We start from the raw sequence: 24,441 nt of genomic DNA, 5'->3' as shown, positions 1-24,441 counted from the left end.
GACCGGAGAGACCGAGGAGGCGCGACCTGTCTGGCAGGTCGCGCCTCCTCGTCTGTGCGGTGCCGCCCGATCGGTCCGGGCTGTCGTCGACGTGCAGCCGGCGGCGGACGACGCCGCCGGCGCGCCGAGGAGTCAGTCGCGCGCAGCGACCTCTCGTCCGTCGGCCTCGCCGCTGAAGACCCAGCGCAGGTCGGCGTCGCCGAGGGCCGCGCTGGTCGTGACCTCGACGCCTGCGGCCCAGCGGATCTCCGAACCGGGTTCGAGCCCGAGATCGCCGGTCGTCCGCACCGACAGGGTCATCGAGCGCCCCTCGCGCCCGAGCGTCGCGTCGTCGACCACCAGGTCGGGGGTGGCGACCCACCGGCCTCCGGGGGCGCGCACCCGGGTGACCAGCGCCTCCTCGGCGTCGGTGAACACGGTGCCGGCAGGAGCGATGAGCTCCAGGCGACCGGTGAGCCCGTCGAGGGCGGTCGTGGTCTGGACGACGAACGGAACGGGGGCCGACCCTCCCCGCAGCAGGGTCACCGTCTCGTCGACCTGGCCGGCGACGAGGCTCGCGACGCCCTCCGGGATGGTGGGCGTGCCACCGCGGGCGTCGAAGGCGCCGGTCTCCGAGGTGCCGGTGACGGCGTAGCCGAGGGCGCCGGCCTCCGGGTCGGCGTCTCGGGCGGTCACGACGTCGAGCGACCAGCGCAGCACCTCGTGCCGGGGCGACGACCAGTTCGGTGCCGCATCGTCGATGGGCGCCCACGAGTACTCGTACCGGGTCCCGTCGGCCGAGCGGGTGCCGGTCAGGCGCATGCCTCTTCCGTCGGGGAGGTCGTCGCGGTACCAGGCGCCGCGGATCGTGTCCTGGCCGGCGGCGAAGGTGCTGCCGGTCGGCGCCGTCAGGGTGATCGTCCCCGTGGGTCGCGTGAGGGCCGCGGTCGAGACGGCGACCTCGAACGGCACGCGGGTGGTGCCGCCTCGGGTCAGCGTGACCTGCTCAGCGGACCTCGGCGAGAGCGCACCGTGCTCGACGGACGACGTGGAGACGGACACGTGAGCCCCGGCGAGGGCGATCGACCCGCCGACCGCGGTCACCTCGGCGAGCCCGCCGCCGAGCAGGGTGTCGGCGGGGGCGTCCTCCGCGACGTCGAACGAGACGGTGACGTGGTTGTCGCCGCCGGGGCCGTAGGCGATGGAGCCGTCACCGGTCCGACTCGTGATCGTCACGCGACGCCGGTCGTCGGCGTAGTCGTAGTCGATGGACGGCCACGCGTGGTCGTCGTTCGTGCGACGGACCTGAACATCGGCGATCGTCGTACCGGCGGGCGCCTCGACCGTCATCACACCCGATTGACGCGATCGGACGTCCACCCGCGCGGTGTCGGTGGTCTCGCCGGGCAGGCCTCGAGCGACCGTCGCCGCGGCCCCGCGACCGGGGATCGCCGTCACGGGCACGAGGCGGGTGCCGTCGACCTTCAGGAGGCGCACGGTCGCCGCATCGCGCGGCTGCTGGACGTCGTCGTCCCACCAGGTCAGGCGCGTGTTCGCCTCACGGTGTCGGACGACGACGTACCAGCCGTCCTCGGCGCGACTGCCGTCGAAGGCCTTCGCGACGGAGTGGGCGGTGTCCTGGCCCTCGATGGAGAGCGACGAGCGTTCGCGACCGCGGTCGTCGTATACCGTCACGCCGACGTACTCCCGCCCGCGGAAGCTGTCATGGCTGGGGTAGCCGGACGAGGCGGAGAACCGCAGTTCGTGCGTGGCGGGCTCGAGCGCCATCCAGCCGATGTAGCGGGACGCGATGCCGATGAACTCGAACATGCTGCCGGGTCGCACGGTGAGCGGAGTCGAGAACATCTCGCGGATGCCCGACTCGTTCGCGACCGTCACTCCCGCCGTTCCGGCACCGACCCCCGCCGCGTTCGCGCGGACGGTGTGATCCTGAACCCGGATCGACCCGACGCCGTCGGAGTTCGCGAGCCCCGTCGCCTCGGGGGCGGTGGCCAGCTGTCGCTGTCCGACGGCGACCTGCTCGTCGATCCGGTCGATCGATCCCGTCGGGTAGGTGAAGGCCGGCATCGTGTACTCGCGGATCCGGTCGCGACTGTGCCGGTTCCGCCAGATGGGCTCCGTGAGAGCCGGCAGCTCGGCCATCGCGGTCGACGTGGCCGGCGACAGGGCGATGCCCCACTGGCGGAAGAACTCGCGGAGGTCTCGGTCGGCCACCCGGGCCGCCGTGATCGCGAACAGCTGGCGTTTCGCCTCGTCGGTCAGCGAATCGCTCTCGCCCCGGGCGGCGATGACTCGCATCTCCTGGTTGAGGCGAGGGTAGAACTCGTCGCCGAACCCCCGACGCAGGTGGTCGAAGACGATCTCGTTCGTGCCCGACGACGCGTACGAACGCTCCTCCACCGGGCGGGCGAAGTAGCGGTCGAGGGTGCTGAGGTGACCGGGGGAGTCGATGGTGCTCGACCAGCCCTGGGCCGACTCGATGTGCAGCGGCGAGATGTTCACCGTGACCTCGCTCAACCCCGCCCAGAGGTAGTTCGGGGCCTGATAGGTGTGACCGATCTCGTGCCAGAAGCCCCAGAGGCGGGTCTCGTCGCGCACGAACAGGTCGCGGGCGGCCCCGTTCGCCGGGAAGTTGATGCTCTCGTCGCCGGCCGTCGCGTACGCCCCGGGGATGTTGTCGGGCGACGCGACGTAGATGCGGTGCGGGGCCTTGCGGGCGAGACCGGTGGCGCCGTCGTGCAGGCCGTAGGTGTCGTTGGTGATCTCGACGCTGCGATCCCACATGGCCACCCGCGCGGGGACGTCCGCGGCGAGGATCTGCGCGCCGGTGCGCGATCGCTGGAAGTCGCCGAAGATGCGCTCGCCGATCACGGTGACGAACGGGGCGTCGGGGAGGCGGCCCATCTCGGCGCGCAGCTCGTCGTTCGTCGTCTGGCCGAGCACGAACGACGGGACGGGCTCGCCGCCCGAGAGCTCGACGTCGGCGGAACCGCCGTCGACGGTGCTCCGCAGGAAGACCATGCCGTCGAGCGACGCCGTGACGACGTTCACCCCCGGGGTGAGAGCCGCGTTCTGCCGGTTGCGCGCCCCGCCGCCGTTGTGCTCGGAGTGGGCTCCGTAGAGACCGATCACGAGCGAGAGGGCGGGCGCGCCCTCGGGTACGGCCACGGTCAGCTCCTCACCGGCGCGGACGTAGCGGGCCGTCGGTTGGAGGTCGCTGTGCCGCATCCGGCGGTTCTCGCGCTGTCTCTCCGTCTGCGCGTCGCCGAGCCCGTGCACGAGCACCGTGGTCGTCGCGTCGTCCTCGCTGAGGCGGATCGACGTCGGTCGGGGGCCGCCGGGGGTCGACGACGTGACGACGGCGTCGGACGCGCCGTGGCTCGACGACGGCCCGGCGGACGGGCTCGAGTCGCCGGGCGCGGCCGCCGCCACCTGCTGCGGCGCGGCCCCGACGAGCAGCGGGGCGGTCAACACCGCCACGACGACGGTCGTGAGGGCGGAACGGACGAGACGCGTATGCATGAGGCTCCCTGAGACAGTGAAATCTCATATAGAATATCACACACCTGAGAAAGCGTCAGGGCCGCCGTCAGGCGGGCGGCCTCGCCGGGGCCCTAGCTGCGGGCGACGACGAGCTCGCCGAGGGGCAGGCGCGTGCGGGGCGCCGTCTCGCGCTCGGCGAGGGCGTCGGCCAGCTTGTCGGCGCTGTCGACGACGCCGACCGCCGTGACCGTCATCGGCTTGAGGTTCTCGGCGAGGTCGAACGCCGCGACGATGCGCTCGAACTCGACGCCGGCCATCTGATGGGTGTGCAGACCCTCGGCCTGCGCCTGGACCGAGAGGTGGGCGACGGCCTGGCCGAGGTCGTACTCGGCGGTGGGGCGCAGGTCGCCCTCGACCGACGAGGTCTCGGCGATCGCGACGATCAGGGCGGACGCGTTCACGGCCCAGCCGGCGTTGAACCCGACGAGGGCGTCGACGATCGTGTCGAAGTGGTGCGTGCCACGTCGGGCGACGACGAAGCGCGCCGGCTGGCTGTTGTTGGCCGACGGCGCCCAGCGGGCGGCCTCGAGCAGGGCGTCGAGCTGCTGGTCGCTGACCGTGGCGGCGGCGTCGAACGAGCGCGGGCTCCAGCGCTCGGCGAGCTCGCTGACGATCGGGACGCTGGTGACGGCGGTGCGGGCGGCGGTGGACGAGGTGGTCTCGGTGATCGACATGGCGCGTCTTTCTGCTGGGGGACGGGGCGAGGAGGCGCGTCATCGGGCCGCCGATCCTGTAACGCATCAGGGCGCACCCGTCATTCCCGCGCCTCCTCGCCCGCCGTCCCGCCCACGGCCGGTCGTCAGCTCCCGGTCGCGACCGCCGCACCCCCGGCGGTGCCCGTCAGGGTCCAGTCGAGGCCGCCGCCGATCGGCGCCCCCTCGTCGGGGACGGCGACCACGGGTGCCCAGCGCAGACGCGCGCCGTCGGGCAGATCGAGCCCGCTCGCCCCGCGGACCGTGAGCGTCAGCGTCCGACCGTCGTCGCTCGGCACGCCGTCCGTGGCGGTGACGCTGCCGGTGGCGGCCCACGACCGGCCGGGGAGGCGCAGTTCGGTGACCAGCGCCTCCTGCGATCCGGAGAACACGGTGCCCGCAGGGGCCGTGAGCACGAGCTCGGTCTCGAGCGACGTGACCCGGTCCACCGCCTCGATCGTGACGGGGACGGCGGTCGACGAACCGCGGCTCAGCAGCACCGTGCCGTTCGCCGGCACGGCGGAGATCGAGCCGTCGGGCGCGGTCGGGACGGAGTCGACGGCGGTCAGGCGGTCGTCGACCACCCGGTAGTGCTGCGTCCTCGCGTCGTTCCGCCCGACGGGGCTGTCGGCGTCCCAGCGCGACAGCCGGCTGCCCGCCTCCCGGTGGCGGATCGTGATGTACCAGTCCTCGCCGACGGAGGTCCCGTCGAACGCCGCGGCGGCGGCATGGGCGGTGTCGCGCCCGGCGACGGAGAAGGACCCCTGCTCGCGACCCCGGGCGTCGTACACGGTCGCTCCGACGTACTCGTCGGCGCCGAAGTCCGAGTGCGCCGTGTAGGTCGTCCCCGCCGTCATCCGGAGCTCGTCGGTCGTCGGCTCGAGGGCGAGGGTCGCGACGACGCGGTCCTGCCGGCCCCTGAACTGGAAGGAAGAGCCGGGGGTGACGGTCACTGGCGTCGAGAGGACCTCGCGGACGCCGGTGTCGTTCACGGCGGTGAGACGTGCCGCGCCCGCGCCCGTGCCGACACCCGCCGCGTCGAGGCTCGTGCCGAGCACCTCGACCTCGCCGGCGCCGTCGGAGTCGCGGAGGTCGCGCGTCGTCGGCGGTGTCACGAGGGCGCGCTGACCGAGGGTGACCGACTCGTCGACGGCGTCGAGCGCGCCCACCGGGACGGTGTACGCGGGCACCGCGCGCTCGACGACGGGCTCGGTCGACAGCCGGTTCTCCCAGATCGGGTTCTGCAGGGGCGGCAGCTCGGCGAGGGCGGCCTTCGTCTCGTCGTCCAGAGCGAAGCCCCACTGTCGGAAGTACTCGGAGAGGTCCCGGTCGGCGACGCGCGACGTCGTCACCGCGAACAGCTGCCGCTGGGCCTCGGCGCCCGAGGGCTGCTGCTCGCCCAGGGCGCGCATGACGCGGTACTCCTGGTTCACCCGGGGGTAGAAGTCGTCGCCGAACGCCCGGCGCAGCTGGTCGTAGAGGAAGAGCCGAGTCCAGACGTTGCCCTCCGACATGTACACCCGCTCCTCGACCGGCTGCGCGAAGAACGAGTCGAAGCCGCCCACCATGCGGTCGAGTCGGTTCGGCCACCCGTTGCTCGATTGGATGTGGAGGGGCGAGAGGTTGACGAGCACCTCGCCCTGACCGGCCCAGTTGAAGGTCGGGGTCTGATAGGTGTGACCGACCTCGTGCCACCAGCCCCACTGGTCGTCTGCGGAGGCGCGGAAGAGGTCGCCTGCGGCCCCCGTCCGGACGGGGAAGTTCACGCGTTCGTGCGTCGCGCTCGCGTAGCCGCCGCCGGTGTCCGGCGCCGCGACGTAGATGCGGTGACCGGACTTGCGGGCGAGTCCGGTTCCGTCGTCGCGCAGACCGTAGGTGCGGTTCGTGACCTCGATGGCGTGGTCGAGTTCGGCGACCCGGGTCTCCATGTCGACCCGGACGATCACCGTGCCCGTCGCATCGGTCTGGAAGTCCCCGAAGAAGCGGTCGCCGATCACCTGGACGAACGGGGCGTCGGCGAGGCGCGTCATCTCGGCTCGCAGCGCCTCGTTCGTGGTCTGACCGGCGATGAACACCGGGACGGGTCGTCCGCCCTCGACGATCACGTCGGCGGAACCGCCCTCGACGGTGCTGGTCAGGTGCACCATGCCGTCGAGGGGTGCGGTGATCGTGTTCACGCCCGGGGTGAGCGCGCTCGACCACTGGCCGCGGTCGGCTCCGTCGTTGTACGCCGCGTGCGGCCCGAACAGGCCGATGGCGATCGACATGGCGGGGGCGTCGTCGGGGACGGTCACGGTCAGGGTGTCGCCGTTCGACGCGAAGCGCCCGGTCGGCTGGCGGTCGCTGTGGCGCATCGACCGGTTCTCGCGGCCTTGCGCCTGGCTCGCGGAGCCCAGCCCGTGGACGAGCACGGTGGTCGACGCGTCGTCGTCGCTGAGGCGGATCGAGGTCGGGCGGGGGCCGCCGGGCACGGCGTCGGACGAGAGCGCCGCCGCCGCCGCAGAGGCAGAGGCAGAGGCAGAGGCCGCGGCCGGATGCGGGCTCGACGCCACGACCAGTGGGGCGGCGAGGGCGAGCACGAGCCCTGCGGTCAGAGCGTTGCGCAGGCGGAGCGATGTCATGAGGGTCCTCGGTTCGGGGCGTCGGGACGCCGGATCTGAACAAGACCTCATGTTACATCACATATTACATATGCAGAAATGTCATCATGGGCGCAGCAGCGCGGCCGCATCGGCCACGAGTCGATCCACCTGCTCGGGCGTCGTGTCGAACGAGCACATCAGTCGGACCTCGCCGGAGGCGCGGTTCCAGTCGTAGAAGCGGTGCAGCTCGCGCAGGGGCTCGACCGTGTGCCGGGGCAGCACCACGAACACGGCGTTCGCGTCGACCGCCTGTGTGATCGTGACTCCGGGCAGGTCGGCCAGGCCGGATGCGAGCCGGGTGGCCATGGCGTTCGCCTGAGTGGCCGACCGCAGCCACAGGTCGTCGTCGAGCATCGCCAGGAACTGCGCCGAGACGAACCGCATCTTCGAGAGCAGCTGCGCGTCCATCTTGCGGAGGAAGACCAGGCCGGCCCGCGCCTCCTCGGTGAAGGTCACGATCGATTCGCCGAGCACGAGGCCGTTCTTGGTGCCGCCGAACGAGACGGAGTCGACGCCGACGTCGCGGGTGATCGCCCGCAGGGGCACGCCGAGCGAGGCCGCCGCGTTGGCGAGGCGGGCGCCGTCGAGATGCACCCGCATGTCGAGCGAGTGCGCGTGGTCGGTGATCGCCCGCAGCTCGTCGGGCGTGTAGACGGTGCCGAGCTCGGTGCTCTGCGTGATGGTCACCGCGAGCGGCTGGGGGCGCTGCTGGTCGCCGCGGCCGTGCGCCTGGCGGTCGATCAGCTCGGGGGTGAGCTTGCCGTCGGGCGTCGGCACGGTCAGCAGCTTGATGCCGCCGAGGCGCTCGGGCGCACCGCCCTCGTCGGTGTAGACGTGGGCCGTCGTCGCGCAGATCACGGCGCCCCAGCGCGGCGTCAGCGCCTGCAGCGCGGCCACGTTGGCGCCCGTGCCGGTCAGCACCGGGTCGATCGAGGCACCCTCGCCGAACTGCTCGACGACGACCTCGGCGAGCCTCCGCGTGTAGGGGTCGGCGCCGTACGAGCCGACATGGCCGCCGTTCGCGTCGATCAGGGCCTGCAGCACCTCGGGGTGAGCCCCCGCGTAGTTGTCGGAGGCGAACGAGTGGGCCGAGGGGTCGTGGAGTCGCGTCACCCCTCCATCATCGACCACCGCGAGCCGAGGAGGCGCGGGTCGGCCCTCGACGTGAGCCTCCGTCACGTGTAATATCCGTATGTCACATACACCGAGGAGACCCATGGCGTCGCGAATCCATCTGTCCGCACCCGACATCGGCGAGGCCGAGCGCGACGCCGTCGACCGCGCGCTCCGCTCGGGCTGGGTCGCACCGCTCGGCCCCGAGGTCGACGCCTTCGAGCGCGAGGTGGCCGACCGGGTCGGGGCGGGTCACGGCGTCGCCCTGTCCTCCGGCACGGCGGCCCTCCATCTCGGCCTCCGCGGTCTCGGCGTCTTCCCGGGCTCGCTCGTCGTGACGACCTCGTTCACGTTCGCCGCCACGGCCAACGCCGCCGTCCACGCCGGCGCCGTGCCCTACTTCGTCGACTGCAGCCCCGAGACCGGCAACCTGTGCCCCGATCTGCTCGACGAGGCCCTGACGGCGCTCGCCGCCTCGGGGAAGGCCGTCTCGGCCGTGCTGCCGGTCGACATCTACGGGCGGGTGGCCGATCTCGAGCGCATCGGCGCGGTCGCCGAGGCCCACGGCGTGCCGGTGCTCTGCGACAGCGCCGAGTCGTTCGGGGCGAGCCGCCACGGGCGGGCGGCGGGCTCGTTCGGCCGCGCCTCGGCCGTGTCGTTCAACGGGAACAAGATCATGACCACCTCGGGCGGCGGCATGCTGCTGACCGACGACGCCGAGCTCGCGGCCGATGCGCGGCGCGTCGCGAGTCAGGCGCGCCTCCCGGTGGCGCACTACGAGCACGACGAGATCGGCTACAACTACCGGCTCAGCAACGTCCTGGCGGCTCTCGGTCGGGCGCAGCTCTCCAGACTGGGCGAGATGATCGCCCGGCGGCACGCGATCCGCGAGCGATACCGATCGCTGATCGCCGGTCGACCCGGTGTGCGACTGCTGCACGACGGCGGGCTCGACGCCGGGTCCGACGCCGGCCTCACCGCCGGCCACGCCGGTCACGCCGACAACGCCTGGCTGACGTCGCTCGTCTTCGACGACCCCGCCGCCGTCGCGATCGTCGGAACCGCCCTCGCGGCGGATGCGATCGAGACCCGCCGCCTCTGGAAGCCCCTGCATCTGCAGCCGGTGTTCGCGTCGAACGGGCACCTGGTGACGGGTGCTGCGGAGTCGCTGTTCGACCGGGGCCTCAGTCTGCCGAGCGGCTCCGTGCTCGACGACGACGATCTCGACCGGGTCTGCTCACGCCTGTCGGTCGCTCTCGATGCGGCGGGCGTCCGTGCGTGACGGGGCGCCGACGCGTCGCGCCGCCCCGACCACCCGGCCGACCGGGGTCTCGCGTGCGGGCTGGCGCTCACGTCCTGCGCGGGTCGCGCGGCGGGCGTTCGAGGCGACCACCGCCTCCCTCGCCCTCGTCGTGCTGTCGCCCGTGCTGCTCGTGACGGCCGCGGCGGTCGCCCTGCGGCTCGGTCGCCCGATCCTCTTCCGTCAAGACCGTGCGGGTCGAGACGGCCGGGTCTTCCGACTCTGGAAGTTCCGCAGCATGCTGCCCGTCGATCCGAGCCGGGGGCTCGTCTCCGACGCCGACCGTCTGACGCGGTTCGGTGCTCTGCTGCGGTCGACGAGCCTCGACGAGCTGCCGGGTCTCGTCAACGTCGTCCGGGGCGACATGGGTCTCGTCGGCCCACGACCCCTGCCGCCGATCTACCTCGACCGCTACACCCCGCAGCAGGCGAGGAGGCACGAGGTCGCCCCCGGGCTGACCGGGCTGGCGCAGGTGGCCGGCCGCAATGCGATCCCGTGGGAGGACCGCCTCGCCCTCGACGTCCGCTACGTCGACGAGGCGTCCCCGCTGCTCGACGCGCGGATCCTCCTGCGGACGGTGCGCGTGGTCCTGTCGCGCGAGGGGGTCTCGGCCGACGGCGTCGCGACGATGACGGAGTTCCGGGGGGCGGCCGAGCGCACGGCCTGACCGCGTCGCCTGCCGTCTGCACCAAGATGGGTGCATGGGCGGAGTGCTGATCGGGTTCGGGATCATCGGGGCGGTGATCGCCGTCGGCTACGTCGTCGGCCGCATCGACCTCCTCGGGCCGCAGGGGCACCACGTGCTGTCGCGCATGGTCTTCTTCGTGCTGACGCCCTGCCTGCTGTTCACCACGATCTCGCAGGCCGACGTCCATCTGCTGTTCTCGCGCCTCCTGGTGGTCAGCGCCGCCGCGTCGCTCGTCGCGGCCGTGATCTCGGTGCTGGTGCTGAAGCTCGTGCTGAAGAGGTCGGCGGCCGAGACCGCCATCGGGACGATGGGAGGCGCGTACGTGAACGCGAACAACATCGGCCTGCCCGTCGCCACCTACGTGCTGGGCAGCGCCACGTTCGTCGCGCCCGTCCTGCTGTTCCAGCTGCTGGTGCTCACGCCGATCGTGCTCGCCGTCATGGACACCGCCACCAATCGCGGCAGCAGCCTCGGCCGGACGATCGCGCGGCCGTTCACGAACCCGCTGCTGATCGGGTCGGCCCTCGGCGTCGTCGTCGCCGTGACCGGGTTCGAGATCCCCGAGGCCGTGATGCAGCCGTTCGTGCTCGTCGGAGGCGCCGCGGTGCCCGTGGTGCTGATCTCGTTCGGCATGTCGCTCGTCGGGTCCCGACCGCTGCAGGCCCGCGAGGGTCGCGCCGACGTCGTGCTCGCGACCGTGCTGAAGCTAGGCGTGATGCCGCTCGTCGCGTGGCTGCTGGGTGCGTTCGTCTTCGGCTTCGAGGGGCACGAGCTGTTCGTGGCGGTCGTGCTGGCCGGGCTGCCGTCGGCGCAGAACGTCTTCAACTACGCGCAGCGCTATCGGACGGGGGTGGTCGTCGCCCGCGACACGGTGCTCGTCACGACCATCGTCGCGGTGCCGGTGCTCGTCGTCATCGCGGCGCTGCTCGCGTAACACGCGCCCGATCCGCGTCGCCCGGCCCCGCGGTGCCCGGCCCGCGTCCCGCGTAGCCCGGCCCCGCGTCCCGGAGTCGGGCTGCGCCCCCGATCAGAAGATCATCGGCCGATCGTCGTCCAGCTCGGTGTCGAGGTCGAGGTCGACCACGACGGGCACGTGGTCGCTCGGGGCGTCGCCCTTCCGCTCGTCGCGGTGGATGGCGGCCGAGGTCACGAGGTCGGCGAACGCGCTCGAGCCCATGATGAAGTCGATCCGCATGCCCTCGTTCTTCGGGAACCGGAGCTGCTTGTAGTCCCAGTAGGTGTAGCCCTCGGGGATCCGCGGGCGGACGACGTCGGTGAGGCCGACCTGCTCGAACCGGGCGAAGGCCTCGCGTTCCGGAGCGCTGACGTGCGTGCTGCCCTCGAAGACCGACATGTCCCAGACGTCGGCGTCGAGAGGCGCGACGTTCCAGTCGCCCATCAGGGCCAGGGGCAGATCGGGCTTCTCGGCGAGCCATGCCCGGGTCTCGGCGGCGAGCTTCGCCAGCCAGTCGAGCTTGTAGTCGTAATGGGGGTCGCCGAGCTCGCGGCCGTTGGGCACGTAGAGGCTCCAGAGTCGGACGCCCTCGACGGTGACGCCGATGGCGCGGGCCTCCTTCGGCTGATCGGGGCCCTCCTGGCCCTTCGCGAAGCCGGGCTGCGAGGGGAAGGTGATCTCGACGTCGTCCATCGGCAGGCGGCTGGCGAAGGCCACGCCGTTCCACTGGCTGAGGCCGTGCAGCTCGACCTCGTAGCCCGCCTCGCGGAACGCGTCGAACGGGAACTGCTCGGGCTTGCACTTGATCTCCTGCAGGCCGACGACGTCGATGTCCTCACGCACCAGCCAGTCGACGACACGGCCCACTCGGGCGCGGACGGAGTTGACGTTCCAGGTGGCGACTCGCATGCCGACCACGCTACCGGGGAGGCGTGGTGCCGGTCCCGTGCCGCCGCCCCCGTGGTCGCCAGGAGGCCGAGCCGGTGCCTGTGGAGGGGTCTGCCGTACCATTGGGCGCGTGACCGACGCACGCACACAGCTCATCGACTTCATCGGCTCCGAAGCCGTCTTCCACGGCGACTTCACTCTGACGAGCGGCAAGAAGGCGACCTACTACATCGACCTCCGCAAGGTCAGCCTCGACCACCGGGTCGCTCCGCTGATCGGCCGGGTCATGGTCGACCTCATCGACGAGGTCCCCGACGTCTTCGCCGTCGGCGGTCTGACCATGGGCGCCGACCCGATCGCCGCCGCCGTGCTGCACCAGGGTGTCGCCCTCGGCAAGGACTACGACGCGTTCGTGGTCCGCAAAGAGCCCAAAGACCACGGGCGGGGCAAGCAGGTCGAGGGCCCCGAGCTCGCCGGGAAGCGGGTCGTCGTGCTCGAAGACACGTCGACGACCGGGGGCTCGCCGCTCGCGGCCGCGAAGGCGCTCGAGGCCGTCGGCGCGGAGATCGCCGCCGTGGCCGTCGTCGTCGACCGCAGCACCGGCGCTCGCGAGGTCATCGAGGCCGCCGGCTACCCGTATCTCGCCGCCATCGATCTCGACGATCTCGGGTTGCGGCCGTGACCGACGAGGCCACCGGTCGCGACGCCGACGACGCCGAGCGCGACTCCGCCGACTGGCTCGCCGCGCAGTTCGGTGGCCCCGAGCCCGAGCCCGAGCCCGACGACACCGAGCAGCCCGAACCCGTTCCGGAGGCGGCGGCAGCGCCGGTGACGGAGCCGTCAGAGCCCGAGCTGCAGATCCGGCCTGCGATGTCCCCCACCCCTGCGACTGACCCCGAGCCCTCGTCGCCCAGCGCCGTCGCCGCGTCCGTCCCGGTGGTCCCCGTCGTGCCGCGCCGCGCACCGTCCCTGCCCGTCCCCCCGGCGCCGACCGACGAGTCGACCGTCTCGCGCAGCTCCGGGCACCCCATGGCGCTCGATCTCGCGGCGCTGCGCCGGGCCGCCTCGGCCGAGCCGACCCCGACCGAACCTCCGTCCGACGCCTCTGAGGCTGCGGCCGACGAGCGCGAGGCCCCCGCGGTTCCGTCTCGCGAGCAGCAGCCCCCGCACGAGACCCCCGCGCCCGCATCGTCGCCGGCCCCCTCGGCTCCTGCCGATCCTCCGCGCTCTCCGTCCACGGACGAGCCGGGCCCGTTCACCGCGATCCTCACGACTCCGACTGCTTCCGACCTCGCCGCCGAGCCGCGCACCTTCGACTGGAGCGCGCTGCCCTCCGAGCCCGAGCCCGAGCCCGAGCCGGGGCCTGAGCCTGAGCCGGTGCCCGAGCCGCACCTCGAAGACGACCTGCCGCCGACGCAGGCGCACGACATCGTGACCTCCGACGTCGAGACCCGGGCCTTCACCCTCCCCGCCGACGACCGCCCCGAGGAGGAGCGGGTCGTCGACCACGCCCCTCCCGTCGTCGATCCACCCGAGCCCGCACCTCTGAACGAGACCCGGGCGCTGCCGGTGTCCGAGGCCCCCTCCGGCACTCCGCCGGAGCCTGAGGCCGAGGCGGCACCTGAGCCTGAGCCCGCGGCCGAGCCTGCACCCGAGGCCGAGGCCGAGGCCGAACCTGCACCCGAGCCCGAGCCCGCACGCGATCCCACACCCGAGCCCGAGCCCGAGCCCGCACGCGATCCCACACCCGAGCCCGAGCCCGAGCCCGAGCCCGCATCCCGTCCCGAGTCCGTCCAGACCCCCGGCCGCGACTCCGACGCGGCCCCCGTCGGCGCGACGACGCCGGCCGCCGCCTCGTCGGCCGACCCCTGGTGGGTGGAGGAGCACCACGAGATGACGCGCCGCGAGCGACGTCTCGCCGAGGCGGCGGGTCAGCTGCCCCCGCCGGCCGTGGCGCCCGCGGCGACTGCGCCCGAACCGGCTCCGCGCGACGCCGCAGGCGATCCGTCGCCCTCCGACCGCGACGACGAGTACGAACCGACGTTCACCGAGATCCTCGGCATCGTCCGCCAGCCCGTCGCCGAACCGGACTCCGCCGAGACCCTGCCTGCCGGTTCGTGGTCGCTCTCCGACGAAGTCGACCCCGTCGATTCCGACGACTCGGAGTCCGCTGCGAGGCGAGGCGCCCACGACCCCTCCGAGCGTGGGCAGCACGACGTCGTCGACGACGAGCCCGCCGACGACGCCGCGACCTCGGTCCTGCCTCGCCGGGCACGGTCGACGCCGTCCGACGCGCCCTTCGTCCCGTTGTTCGGCGACGACGACGAGCCCGGGCCGAGACGTCGCGGTTCGGCGGCGCCGGAGCCCGAGTCCGACCCCTTCGCCGGCTTCTCCGCCCCATCCGGGTCGTCGGCTCCGATCGACGAGCCCGGTCCGAGGAGGCGCGGTGACGAGACCCGGCCGCGCCGCACCTCCTCGGGTGGCGGCATCGAGACGTGGCCTCGCGAACGCAAGATCCTGCTGGGGGTGGCGGCCGGTGTCGTCGTCGTGCTCGCCCTGCTGGTCCTGTTCCTCCTCGTCGGATCGGCCTTCGCCGCACCCGAGGCGGCCTCCACCGGCGGCCCGGCGGTGCTGGCCGCCGTCGCGTCGGACGCGATGATGCGACCCGAGGCGGTGGTCTCGGCCCTGCTCTGAACCGGCCGCCCTCCGGGCCGACCGGTGCGCCTCACGGAAAGTGAGGATTGATATTGTGAAATACATGTACCACGGGTAGCATGATGGTCGGGGCACAGCCGTGCTCCTCGACCCCGTGAGGACACATGAACGACACCGACCTGCTCACCCTCGCCGCCGATCTCGTCGACGCCGAGCCCGGCTCCGTGGCACTGACCGACCGCCTCTCCGACATCGGCTGGGACTCCCTCTCCAACGCGATGTTCATCGCCGAGGCCGACTCCGCGTGCGGTGTCGTCGTCGACGCCGAGGCGCTGGCTCGTTGCGTCACACTGGCCGACGTCCAGGCCCTGACCGCACCCGTTCTCGCGTGACCGGGGGTCTCGATCCCGTCGAGACGCGTCGTCGCCTCGTCCTCGTCGGCGCCGGCGGGGCCGGTCGCGAGCTGCTCGCCATGGTGCGGTCGTCGCCGAGGTTCCTCGCCGACCAGCGCATCGACGAGGTCGTCTTCATCGACGACTCCGGCGAACGACCCGGGTCTCCGGCACCCGTCGTCTCCACGATCGACGCGTACGTCCCCGACTCCTCCGACCTCGTGCTGTGCGCGATCGGCGAGCCGCGGTCGCGGGCGTCCGTGGTCGAGCGGCTCGACGCCGCCGGGGTCGTCTACGCGACCTTCGTCCACGACACCGCCGTCCTCCTCCCGGGGTCGAGCATCGGCGAGGGGTCGGTCGTCTATCCGTTCGTCGTGGTCTCGACCGATGTGACGGTCGGGGCGCACGTCTGGCTCCAGACGTCCGCCGCCCTGGGTCACGACGTCGTCGTCGGCGACGTCGCCACCGTCAGCGGCGGGGCCGCCCTGCTCGGCGGGGTGACGGTCGGCGACCGGGCGTTCGTCGCCACGGGCGCCATCCTGCGCCCGGGCGTCGAGGTCGGCGCCTCGGCCCGCGTCGGCGCCGGCAGCGTCGTCCTCCGCCGGGTCCGCCCCGGGTCGACGGTCTTCGGGGTGCCGGCCGTGATGCTCCCGGGGGCGGCGCGATGAGCACGACCCGCGCCTCCTCGGCTCCCTTCCGCTACGCCGCCCTCGGGCCGGTCGCGTCGTTCGTCCCCCCGCGGGTCGTCGACAACGACGAGCTGAACCGCGAATTCGCCCCCGAGAACATCGACCGCCTCGCGGCGAAGACGGGCATCGTCAGCCGCCACGTGGTCGACGGCGAGACCTCGTCCGACCTGGCCGTCGGCGCGGCCGAGCGTCTCTTCCGCGAGCACGGCGTCGATCGCGACGACGTCGACTTCCTGCTCCTCTGCACGCAGAGCCCCGATTTCACCATGCCGTCGACCTCCTCCCTCGTGCAGCACCGGCTCGGTCTCCGGAACCATGTGGGCGCGCTCGACCTCACCGTGGGCTGCTCGGGCTACGTCTACGCCCTCGGGGTCGCGAAGGGCCTGATCGAGTCGGGGCAGGCCCGGACGATCCTGCTCGTGACCGTCGACACGATCTCGCGCTTCATCAACCCGGCCGATCGGCAGCTGCGGTCGCTCTTCGGCGACGGCGCCAGCGCCTCCCTCGTGACGGCGTCGGCGGAGGCGCCGGCCCTCACCGGTTTCGCCTACGGCACCGACGGGTCGGGGGTGGAGCACCTGATCGTCCCCGGTGGCGGGTTCGCCGACCCGTCGGTGCTCGCTCCGAAGTCGCTGCCCGAGGCCCGCGGCCTGGTGCCGTCGGGTCGCGATCTGTACATGAACGGCGCCGAGGTGTTCACGTTCTCGCTGCGGGTGGTCCCGGAGGTCGTCGACCGCTCACTCGAGCTGGCCGGCGTCACGATGGACGACATCGACGTGTTCGTCCTGCATCAGGCGAACGCCTTCATGCTCGAGACCCTGCGCAAGAAGCTCGGCATCGATCCGACCCGGTTCGTCGTCGCGATGCACGACGTGGGCAACACGACGTCGTCGTCCATCCCCCTGGCGCTCGAAGCCGGGCTGGCGAGCGGGCAGGTGTCCCGCGGGCAGAAGGCCGTGTTCGTCGGGTTCGGCGTCGGCCTGTCCTGGGCGGCGGTGGTCGTCGACCTCTGATCCGCCGTCGAGCGGGCCGAGCAGAGGGTCAGAACTCCGACGGGACGACGTCGGATTCGACCGGCTCGGCCCGCACGAGCTCGTGCACTCCGGTCAGGATCTCGTTCGGCCTGAAGGGGTACCGCTCGATCTCGGCCTGATCGCTGATGCCGGTCATCACGAGGATGGTGTGCAGGCCGGCCTCGATGCCCGCCATGATGTCGGTGTCCATCCGGTCGCCGATCATCGCCGTGTTCTCGCTGTGCGCGCCGATGCGGTTCATGGCCGACCGGAACATCATCGGGTTAGGCTTGCCGACCACGTACGGCGACTTGCCCGTCGCCGCCTGGATCATCGCCGCGATGGCCCCTGTGGCGGGCAGCACCCCCTCGGCGCTCGGTCCGGTCGCGTCGGGGTTCGTCACGATGAAGCGCGAGCCGCTGCGGATCAGTCGCACGGCCTTGGTGATGGCGTCGAACGAGTAGTTGCGCGTCTCGCCCACGACGACGTAGTCGGGGGCGGTCTCGGTCATGATGAACCCGGCCTCGTGCATCGCCGTGGTCATGCCGGCCTCGCCGATCACGAACGCCGAGCCGTTCGGCATCTGCGAGCGGCAGAAGTCGGCGGTCGCGAGCGCGGACGTCCAGATGCGCTCCTCGGGCACGTCGAGCCCCGAGGCCCGCAGCCGGGCCGCGAGGTCGCGCGGTGTGAAGATCGAGTTGTTCGTCAGCACCAGGTACGGGGTGCCCTCGTCCTGCCACTGCTGGATCAGTGCGGCCGCCCCCGGCAGAGCATGGTTCTCGTGCACGAGCACGCCGTCCATGTCGGTGAGCCAGCATTCGACTTCGTCGCGGGTAGCCATGCGGCCACCTTACTGAGGTGCCCCCGGCTCCCGCCCTCGTCCTCGCCCTCACGACGCGACGTTCCCGGAGCTCAGGAGGCGCGCCTCCTCGACGCGGACACCCGTACCCTGGCCTGATGCCCCAGGACGACGCCTCCGACCCGACGCCGGCCGATGCCCTGCAGCCCCTGCACGGCGTGGGGCCCTGGCCGGGCGGCGAGTCCGACTGGCCCGTCGACGAACGCTACGACGTCGAGCTGCTCCGCGACGGCGACTCCCGCAACGTGATCGACCGGTACCGGTACTGGACGATGGAGGCGATCGTCGCCGATCTCGACGAGCACCGCCATCCCTTCCACGTGGCCATCGAGAACTGGCAGCACGACATGAACATCGGGTCGATCGTGCGGAGCGCGAACGCCTTCGCCGCCGACACCGTCCACATCGTCGGTCGGCGGCGGTGGAACAAGCGCGGGGCGATGGTCACCGACCGCTACCAGCACGTGCTGCACCACCCCGACGTCGCGTCCTTCCTGGCGTGGTCGCGGGAGGCCGGGCTGCCCGTCCTGGCGGTCGACAACGTCGAGGGATCGGTGCCCATCGAGACGTTCGACCTGCCCGAGCGCTGCGTGCTGCTCTTCGGTCAGGAGGGCCCGGGTCTCAGCGACGAGGCCATCGCGGCCTCCGACGCCGTGCTCGAGATCTCGCAGTTCGGCTCGACCCGCAGCATCAACGCGTCGGCGGCGGCCGCCGTGGTCATGCACGCGTGGGTGCGTCGGCACCGGTTCTGACGCCCGCTGCGCTCGCTGGGTCCGCGGCGCTCGCTGGGTCCGCAGCGCCCGCGGCGCCCGCCGCACTGAGGTGCCCGAGGAGGTGCTCGGCGGCCCGATCCCAGACGTCACGGTGATCGAAGCGCTCGGCCACCGAGGCTGCGGCGGCCGTGGCGAGGGCCGAGGCGACTCGACGATCGGTCAGGACGGTGCGGAGGGCGTCCGCGAGCGCGACGTCGTCCCGTCGGGGGACGACGAGCCCGGTGACGCCGTCTCTCACGACCTCGGCGAGGGCCGGGGCGTCGCTCACGACGACGGGCACCCCGGCGCAGCTCGCCTCGAGCACGACCGAGCCCAGCCCCTCGCGGTGCGAGGGGAGGCAGAACGCGTCGAACGCGGCCAGCACCTCGGACGCGTGGTCGACGGGACCGTGCAGGGCGAACCCCTCCTGGCCGAGCAGCCGACGGGTCTCGGGCGGGAGGTCGGCCAGGCCCTCGTCGGGGCCCACGATCACGAGGTGCGCGGCGAGGCCCTCCCGGCGGAGCCGGTCGACCGCCGAGACGAGCTCGACGAGTCCCTTGTCGACGGAGGCCCGCCCGACGAAGCCCACGACGAGGTCGTCGTCGTCCAGGCCGTGCGCCGACCGGACGGTGCGCCGCCGCTCGGGGTCGCGACCCGCCGCCTCGAAGCGCTCGACGTCGACGCCGCCCACCGAGCCGTGGCCCAGCACGGTCGTGCGGCCGGTCGGGATGCCGAGCTCGCGGCAGACGTCGACGAGGGGGCGGCTCACCGCCACCGTCTCGGTCGACAGCACGGCCACGAGGCGCTCCGCGAGAAGGCTGATGCGACGGGGGAGACCCGTCTGGGTCTCGAGCCGCAGCCCGTGCAGCACGTGGACCCGTCGGGGCACCCGAGCGATCGTCGCCGCCAGGGCCGTGACCAGCGAGGCCTTGGGAGTCCCGTAGACCACGACGGCAGGGCGAAGACGCAGCAGCAGCCTCGTCGCCGCCCCGAGCGCCTTCACGTCGTCGACGGGAGCCGGCTCGCGGACGAGGGGGAGCGCGTGCGTCGCCACGCGCTCCCGGCGCCCGACCGCCGCCAGACGGCCCGTGTCGGCGGAGGCGACCGCGAGCGGGCCGACACCTCGCGCGATCCAGCGCCGCAGCTGACCCGCGTAGAGCACGTCGAGGCTGCCGTCGGCGGTCGTGACGAGCAGCACGCCCCGGCGCGGACCCCGCGTCAGCCGGGAGGGGAGGTACCGGGGGCGGCGGAGGCCCACGTGACGCACGAACTGGGCGGCGATCCACACCGCGTCGCGGGCCCGCTGGGCCGCCGGCGGCGAGCCGAGCGCGGCCGCCAGTCGGCGTCGGCCGGCGAGCACGCTGCGGGTCGCCGGGCCCCACGGCGGAGTCCGCCGACTGTGCTGCCCGTCGTGCACGCGGTAGGAGATGAGCGCCTCGGGCACGTTGTCGATCGGGCCGACGGTCGCAAGGCGGAGCCACAGGTCGTAGTCCTGCATGCGCGTGCAGCGCGTGTCGTAGCCGCCGACGAGGTCGAACGCCGAGCGGCGGTAGGTCGTGGCCGAGTGCGTCAGGGCGTTCCGCGTGAGCAGCAAGCGTCGGAGATCGGGCCCGGTGGGGGCGACGAGGTGCCGGAGGGGTGCCCCGTCGGCGTCGACGACCGTGACGGACGACCCGAGGGCCACGAGCTCGGGTCGCGACGCGAAGACCGACATCTGCCGCGCGATGCGCTGGGGCTCGGCCAGGTCGTCCGCGTCGAGGCGGGCGACGAACTCGCCGTGCGATGCGGCGATCCCCGTGTTCAGGGCGACGGGCGTCCCGCTCCGTCGCTCGAGGCGGACCACGAGGAGGCGCGGGTCGACCGGCAGGTCGCTCTCGTCCCCCGTCGCCCCGTCGAGCACCACGACGACCTCGAGCCGCGACCACGTCTGGCCGAGCGCCGACGAGACCGCTTGGAGCAGATGGTCGTCGACGGCGATGGCGGGGATGACGACGGATACGAGGGGCTCGTGGGGCTCGGACATCATTCTCCAGTCGGATCGGCAAACATGAGATACTTTACATGAAATACTGCTGATCGGAAGGGTCAGGCGATCAGCCCCGTCGCCGGATAACCTGATCCGCATGCCCTCTCAGAACCTCCTCGGTGTGCCCGAGACGCTCCTGCCCGCCGAGCCCGAGGTGCTGGCCGCCCTCGAGACCATGAGCCGCGCCGAGGTGGCGGCCGCGCATCCTCGGTCGTCACTGGCCTGGGCTCTCCTGTCGGACGAGACGGAGGCGCGAGGGGCCCATCTCGAGGCCTACGCCTACGCACGGGTCGGCTACCACCGCGGACTCGACGCCCTCCGCGGCGCCGGCTGGCGCGGTCAGGGGCCCGTCCCGTGGAGTCACGAGCCCAACCGCGGGGTGCTCCGCTCCCTCTACGCGCTGCGTCGGGGCGCGGCGGCCATCGGCGAGACCTCCGAGGTCGAGCGCCTCGCGACCTTCCTGCACGACGCCGACCCGGCGGCCGTCGACGGCATCGAGTCATGAACAGCCCCATGTAATATTCTTCGGTTGCTATATCGTCTGTGCTTAGATCGTCCCAGACTCCCCACGAGGGGGCGTCGAGAGGGGCGTTGACATGAGCAGCACAGTCGTGGTCGTCGGGCAGGGGTACGTCGGGTTGCCCTTGGCCATGCGGGCGGTCGAGGTCGGGTACCGGGTGGTCGGCGTCGATCTCGACCTGGATCGCATCGGCGGTCTCCTGGCGGGTTCGTCGTACGTCGACGACGTCACCGACGAGGCCCTGCGGGCGGCCTCCGACTCGGGTCGCTACCGGGTCACCGCCGACTACGACGAGATCGGCGAGGCCTTCGACGTCGCGGTCATCACCGTCCCGACGCCGCTCCGAGACGGGCTGCCCGATCTCTCGTTCGTCGAGAGCGCCTCGAGGTCGTTGTCGGGGCGACTGCGGCACGGCGCCACCGTCATCCTCGAGTCGACGACGTACCCGGGCACGACGGAGGAGCTCGTGGTGCCCCTCCTCGAGCACGGCTCCGGGCTCCGCGCCGGGCGGGACTTCCACGTCGGGTACAGCCCCGAGCGCATCGACCCGGGCAATCGCAAGTGGGGCTTCGTCGAGACCCCCAAGGTGGTCTCGGGCATCGACGCCGCCTCGCTGGCGGCCGTCACGCGGTTCTACGACGACCTCGTCCTCCGCACGGTCCCGGTCTCGGGCACCCGCGAAGCCGAGCTGACGAAGCTCCTCGAGAACACCTTCCGCCACGTCAACGTCGCGCTGGTCAACGAGCTCGCCGTGTTCGCCCACCGCCTCGGCGTCGACGTGTGGGAGGCCATCGACGCGGCCTCCACGAAGCCGTTCGGCTTCATGCGCTTCACCCCCGGCCCGGGCGTCGGCGGGCACTGCCTGCCGATCGACCCGAGCTACCTGTCGTGGCAGGTGCGTCGCCAGCTGGGTCAGCCGTTCCGGTTCGTCGATCTGGCGAACGACGTCAACGAGCACATGCCCGACCACGTCGTCGAGCGGGTCCAATCGATGCTCAACGACTGCTCTCGATCGGTCCGCGGGTCGCGCGTGCTGCTCGTGGGTCTGGCCTACAAGAAGAACTCCGGCGACGTGCGCGAGGCGCCGGCGCTGAAGATCGCCCAGTCCCTGCTGCAGCAGGGCGCCGAGGTCGTCGCCGTCGACCCGCACGTGCACGAGCGCTACTGGCCCGCGGGCATCCGCCGGGTCGATCTCGTCCGCGACGTGGTGGCCGAGGTCGACGCCGCCGTCGTCGTCACCGATCACGACGGCGTCGACCTGTCGCTCCTGCACGGCGTGCCCACCTTCGACACCCGCCACGTGCTGACGGGCGACCACGTCGTCGCCCTCTGAGGCGGGCCGTGAGAGTCCTCTACTACGGCGTCCACGACGTCGCGTACCCCCGCAACGCGCGCATCCGCGCCTACCTGGCCGATCGATTCGGTGCGCAGATCACCGTCGTCGCCCGCCGGCGGCACGGCTCGCGCCTCACCCGGGCGCTCGCCGACGCCCGGGGTCTCTGGCAGGGCTCCCGTGACGCCGACGTCGTGGTGCTGGCCGAGATGCGGACGACTCATGCGCCGTGGGCCTGGCTGGTGGCGAGAGCACGGGGCGCCCGCCTCGTGGTCGACCGCTTCATCGGGCTGCACGAGACGGCGGTGCTCGACTGGGGGGTCGTCCCGCCGAGATCGGCACGGGCGCTGCGGCTGCGGCTGCTCGATCGGCTCGCCGTCCGGCTCGCCGACGTGGTCCTCATCGACACGGAGCCCCGCGCCGAGGCGCTCCGCCCCGCGGCCGGGTCGACCCCCGTCGTCGCCCTCCCCGTCGGGGCCCCCGCCTGGGCCCGTGATCTGCCGCCGCCCCCGCCCTCGGATGTCCTCCGGGTGCTCTACTACGGCAACTACATCCCCCTGCACGGCACCGAGAGGGTCGTCGAGGCGCTCGCCCTCGTGCGGCGGCGACGCCCGGTCGAGCTGATGCTCGTCGGGGGAGGACCCCGCCGCGACGGCATCCGCCGGCTCGTCGAGCGGAACGGTCTCCGCGCCTCCTGCCGGTTCGTCGACCCCGTCGCCGAGAGCGAGCTCCCCGCCCTGATCGGGCGGAGCGACGTGGTGCTCGGCGTCTTCGGCGATTCGCCCAAGGCGCTCTCGGTCGTCGCCAACAAGGTCTGGCAGGGCCTCGCCTGCGGGCGGACGGTCGTCACGCAGCGCAGCGCGGCGCTCGACGAGCTGCAGGCGGTGGTGGGGCCGCTGCTCGTCCAGACCGAGCCGGGCGACGCCGCCTCCCTGGCCGCCGCGTTGATCGACGTGGCCGAGAGGCGCGGGCGCCCGAGCGGCACCGGCGCCGTCGCAGCCTCGGCGATCGCTTCGGACGAGCGAGCCGCACCGATCGCACCGGCGCTCGAGGCCCTCGTCGCACGCGGGTTCGCTCGACTCGACGCCCACTTCGGCGCGCACCTCGGCGAGCGGGCGCACCGGGGCGTCCCGGGCGTCGGACGGTGAGGCGCCTCGTCGGGCACCTGACGACCCTGCTGCTCTACGGCGCCTCGCCCGTCGTCGTCGCACTCGCCCCGTTCGCCGTCGTGCCGGCCGTGACGACGCGTTTCGGGGCCGAAGGCTGGGCGGTCTGCGCCGTCGCCCTGTCCGTCGGGGCCGCTGTCGCCGTGGTCGCCGAGCTCGGCTGGGTGGTCGTCGGCCCGCAGCGCGTCGCGCGCGATCCGCAGAGGCACGCCGAGATCCACCACGACGCCCTCGCCTCTCGCCTCGTCGCGCTCGCCGTCCTCGCCCCCGTCGCGGTCGTCACCGTGACGCTGCTCGTCGACGAGCACCACGGGGCGGCGGTGCTGCTGACCCTCGGCGTCGCCGGTGGTGCGCTCAGCCCGACCTGGCTCTTCGTGGGTCTCGGCCGACCGGGGCTGACGCTGCTCTGCGAGGCCCTGCCGCGGGTCGTCCTCGCCCTGGCGGCCGCCGGGGTCATCGCCCTCGGCGGACCGCTCGAGGCGTACGGCCTCGCCTCGCTGCTCGCCGTGATGGTCACGCTGGTCGCCACCGCGCGGGCGGCGGGCGTCCGGGTCGCACCGGCCCGCGAGCGTCTGCTGGCCGTGCCGTCGATCGTCCGCGGGCAGCTCGTGGTGACCGCCGGGCGGGGTGTCACCGCGCTGTACAAGACCCTGCCGGCCGCGCTGCTGCAGGCAGTCGCGCCCGGCTCCGTGGCCGCCTTCGCCGCCGTCGACCGGCTGGCCCGCGCCGGGCTCGGCATCGTCGCGGTCGTGCCCCAGCGACTCCAGGTCTGGGTCGGCTCGCCCGACGAGACGGTGGCCGCGCGCCGCACGGTCGCGTCGCTCGTCCTCAACGCCGGCCTGGCCGTGGCGTCGGCCGTCGCGGTGCTGACGGCCATGCCGCCCGTCGTGGCGGTCGTCTTCACGGGTGCCGTCACGGTCGAGGGGTCGGCGGTCGTCGCGACGGCGCTGCTCGTCGCCCTGACCTGCCAGTCGAGGGCGTTCGGGCTCGCCCTCGTGACGCTCGACGCGGTCCGCACGACGACGACCGCGGCGACGGCCGCCGCCGTGGTCGGCGTGACGGGCGTGCTGTGGGGCGGGGCGGTCGGCGGCGCGACCGGCGCCCTCGCGGGTCTCGCCGCGGCCGAGGCCGTGGCGATCGTGGTGCAGGCGGCGGTGGTGGTGCCCCTCCTCGTCCACGCGCACCGCGCCTCCTCGGGGGCTGTCGCGTGAGCGG

Annotated in this window: 20 protein-coding genes; 13 read left to right on the top strand and 7 right to left on the bottom strand. The window is 72.8% G+C overall.

The features are described from left to right. Positions 1–132 precede the first annotated feature (132 nt). The 4 genes from IFT51_RS13325 to IFT51_RS13310 form a co-directional block, all read right to left on the bottom strand. On the bottom strand, positions 133–3,522 hold the full coding sequence (locus IFT51_RS13325; protein ID WP_192061579.1) for a M60 family metallopeptidase: 3,390 nt from the start codon (positions 3,520–3,522) through the stop codon (positions 133–135). Positions 3,523–3,614: 92 nt separating this feature from the next. After that, positions 3,615–4,217 carry a nitroreductase family protein gene (locus IFT51_RS13320; protein WP_192061578.1) on the bottom strand — a complete coding sequence of 201 codons (603 nt, stop codon included), beginning with the start codon at positions 4,215–4,217 and terminating at the stop codon, positions 3,615–3,617. A 125-nt stretch (positions 4,218–4,342) separates the two neighbouring features. Further along, a complete protein-coding gene (locus tag IFT51_RS13315) occupies positions 4,343–6,856 on the bottom strand; it encodes a M60 family metallopeptidase (RefSeq protein WP_192061577.1) in 2,514 nt (837 codons plus the stop codon). Positions 6,857–6,940: 84 nt separating this feature from the next. Next, on the bottom strand, positions 6,941–7,990 hold the full coding sequence (locus IFT51_RS13310; RefSeq protein WP_371740810.1) for a low specificity L-threonine aldolase: 1,050 nt from the start codon (positions 7,988–7,990) through the stop codon (positions 6,941–6,943). Between the two features lie 103 nt (positions 7,991–8,093). Here IFT51_RS13310 and IFT51_RS13305 point away from each other — a divergent pair, with 103 nt between their 5' ends. The 3 genes from IFT51_RS13305 to IFT51_RS13295 are packed head-to-tail and all read left to right on the top strand — an operon-like array spanning position 8,094 to position 10,912. Further along, positions 8,094–9,272 carry a DegT/DnrJ/EryC1/StrS aminotransferase family protein gene (locus IFT51_RS13305; protein WP_192061575.1) on the top strand — a complete coding sequence of 393 codons (1,179 nt, stop codon included), beginning with the start codon at positions 8,094–8,096 and terminating at the stop codon, positions 9,270–9,272. Beyond that, positions 9,265–9,957, top strand: a complete 693-nt coding sequence (locus tag IFT51_RS13300) for a sugar transferase (protein ID WP_371740809.1) — start codon at positions 9,265–9,267, stop codon at positions 9,955–9,957. The genes IFT51_RS13305 and IFT51_RS13300 overlap by 8 nt, the downstream gene beginning before the upstream one ends. Positions 9,958–9,991: 34 nt before the next feature. Beyond that, a complete protein-coding gene (locus tag IFT51_RS13295; RefSeq protein WP_192061573.1) occupies positions 9,992–10,912 on the top strand; it encodes an AEC family transporter in 921 nt (306 codons plus the stop codon). 93 nt (positions 10,913–11,005) lie between these two features. Here IFT51_RS13295 and IFT51_RS13290 read toward each other — a convergent pair whose 3' ends face one another. Next, positions 11,006–11,842, bottom strand: a complete 837-nt coding sequence (locus tag IFT51_RS13290; RefSeq protein ID WP_192061572.1) for an exodeoxyribonuclease III — start codon at positions 11,840–11,842, stop codon at positions 11,006–11,008. Between the two features lie 109 nt (positions 11,843–11,951). Here IFT51_RS13290 and pyrE point away from each other — a divergent pair, with 109 nt between their 5' ends. The 5 genes from pyrE to IFT51_RS13265 all read left to right on the top strand — a co-directional run bounded on the left by pyrE (position 11,952) and on the right by IFT51_RS13265 (position 16,570). Next, positions 11,952–12,503, top strand: a complete 552-nt coding sequence (gene pyrE, locus IFT51_RS13285) for an orotate phosphoribosyltransferase (protein WP_192061571.1) — start codon at positions 11,952–11,954, stop codon at positions 12,501–12,503. Further along, positions 12,500–14,515 (top strand): hypothetical protein, encoded by a 2,016-nt coding sequence (locus IFT51_RS13280; protein WP_192061570.1) that lies wholly within the window; start codon positions 12,500–12,502, stop codon positions 14,513–14,515. The genes pyrE and IFT51_RS13280 overlap by 4 nt, the downstream gene beginning before the upstream one ends. A gap of 125 nt (positions 14,516–14,640) precedes the next feature. Continuing rightward, positions 14,641–14,868, top strand: a complete 228-nt coding sequence (locus tag IFT51_RS13275) for an acyl carrier protein (protein ID WP_192061569.1) — start codon at positions 14,641–14,643, stop codon at positions 14,866–14,868. Then, positions 14,865–15,536: a NeuD/PglB/VioB family sugar acetyltransferase gene (locus IFT51_RS13270; protein ID WP_192061568.1), complete on the top strand. Its 672-nt coding sequence runs from the start codon at positions 14,865–14,867 to the stop codon at positions 15,534–15,536. The genes IFT51_RS13275 and IFT51_RS13270 overlap by 4 nt, the downstream gene beginning before the upstream one ends. Then, on the top strand, positions 15,533–16,570 hold the full coding sequence (locus IFT51_RS13265; protein ID WP_192061567.1) for a ketoacyl-ACP synthase III: 1,038 nt from the start codon (positions 15,533–15,535) through the stop codon (positions 16,568–16,570). Before IFT51_RS13270 ends, IFT51_RS13265 begins: the two co-directional genes overlap by 4 nt. A 28-nt stretch (positions 16,571–16,598) precedes the next feature. Here the strand turns inward: IFT51_RS13265 and IFT51_RS13260 are convergent, their stop codons facing one another. Further along, on the bottom strand, positions 16,599–17,411 hold the full coding sequence (locus tag IFT51_RS13260) for an HAD-IIA family hydrolase (RefSeq protein WP_192061566.1): 813 nt from the start codon (positions 17,409–17,411) through the stop codon (positions 16,599–16,601). A gap of 116 nt (positions 17,412–17,527) precedes the next feature. Here IFT51_RS13260 and IFT51_RS13255 point away from each other — a divergent pair, with 116 nt between their 5' ends. After that, positions 17,528–18,181, top strand: coding sequence for an RNA methyltransferase (locus tag IFT51_RS13255; protein ID WP_192061565.1), 654 nt, complete (start codon positions 17,528–17,530; stop codon positions 18,179–18,181). Here the strand turns inward: IFT51_RS13255 and IFT51_RS13250 are convergent. Continuing rightward, entirely contained in the window at positions 18,147–20,204 is a 2,058-nt protein-coding gene (locus IFT51_RS13250; protein ID WP_192061564.1) for a glycosyltransferase, read from the bottom strand. The two genes, IFT51_RS13255 and IFT51_RS13250, sit on opposite strands and share 35 nt — an antisense overlap. A gap of 100 nt (positions 20,205–20,304) precedes the next feature. Here IFT51_RS13250 and IFT51_RS13245 point away from each other — a divergent pair, with 100 nt between their 5' ends. The 4 genes from IFT51_RS13245 to IFT51_RS13230 all read left to right on the top strand — a co-directional run bounded on the left by IFT51_RS13245 (position 20,305) and on the right by IFT51_RS13230 (position 24,437). After that, positions 20,305–20,712: a DUF3151 domain-containing protein gene (locus IFT51_RS13245; RefSeq protein WP_192061563.1), complete on the top strand. Its 408-nt coding sequence runs from the start codon at positions 20,305–20,307 to the stop codon at positions 20,710–20,712. A 91-nt stretch (positions 20,713–20,803) separates the two neighbouring features. Continuing rightward, positions 20,804–22,060 (top strand): nucleotide sugar dehydrogenase, encoded by a 1,257-nt coding sequence (locus IFT51_RS13240; RefSeq protein WP_192061562.1) that lies wholly within the window; start codon positions 20,804–20,806, stop codon positions 22,058–22,060. 8 nt (positions 22,061–22,068) lie between these two features. After that, positions 22,069–23,208 carry a glycosyltransferase gene (locus tag IFT51_RS13235; RefSeq protein WP_192061561.1) on the top strand — a complete coding sequence of 380 codons (1,140 nt, stop codon included), beginning with the start codon at positions 22,069–22,071 and terminating at the stop codon, positions 23,206–23,208. Continuing rightward, positions 23,205–24,437: a hypothetical protein gene (locus IFT51_RS13230; protein WP_192061560.1), complete on the top strand. Its 1,233-nt coding sequence runs from the start codon at positions 23,205–23,207 to the stop codon at positions 24,435–24,437. Before IFT51_RS13235 ends, IFT51_RS13230 begins: the two co-directional genes overlap by 4 nt. Positions 24,438–24,441 lie beyond the last annotated feature (4 nt).

The organism is Frigoribacterium sp. CFBP 13712, assembly GCF_014842255.1.
Taxonomy (GTDB): Bacteria; Actinomycetota; Actinomycetes; order Actinomycetales; family Microbacteriaceae; genus Frigoribacterium.
This window is presented reverse-complemented; position numbering and strand designations above follow the sequence as displayed.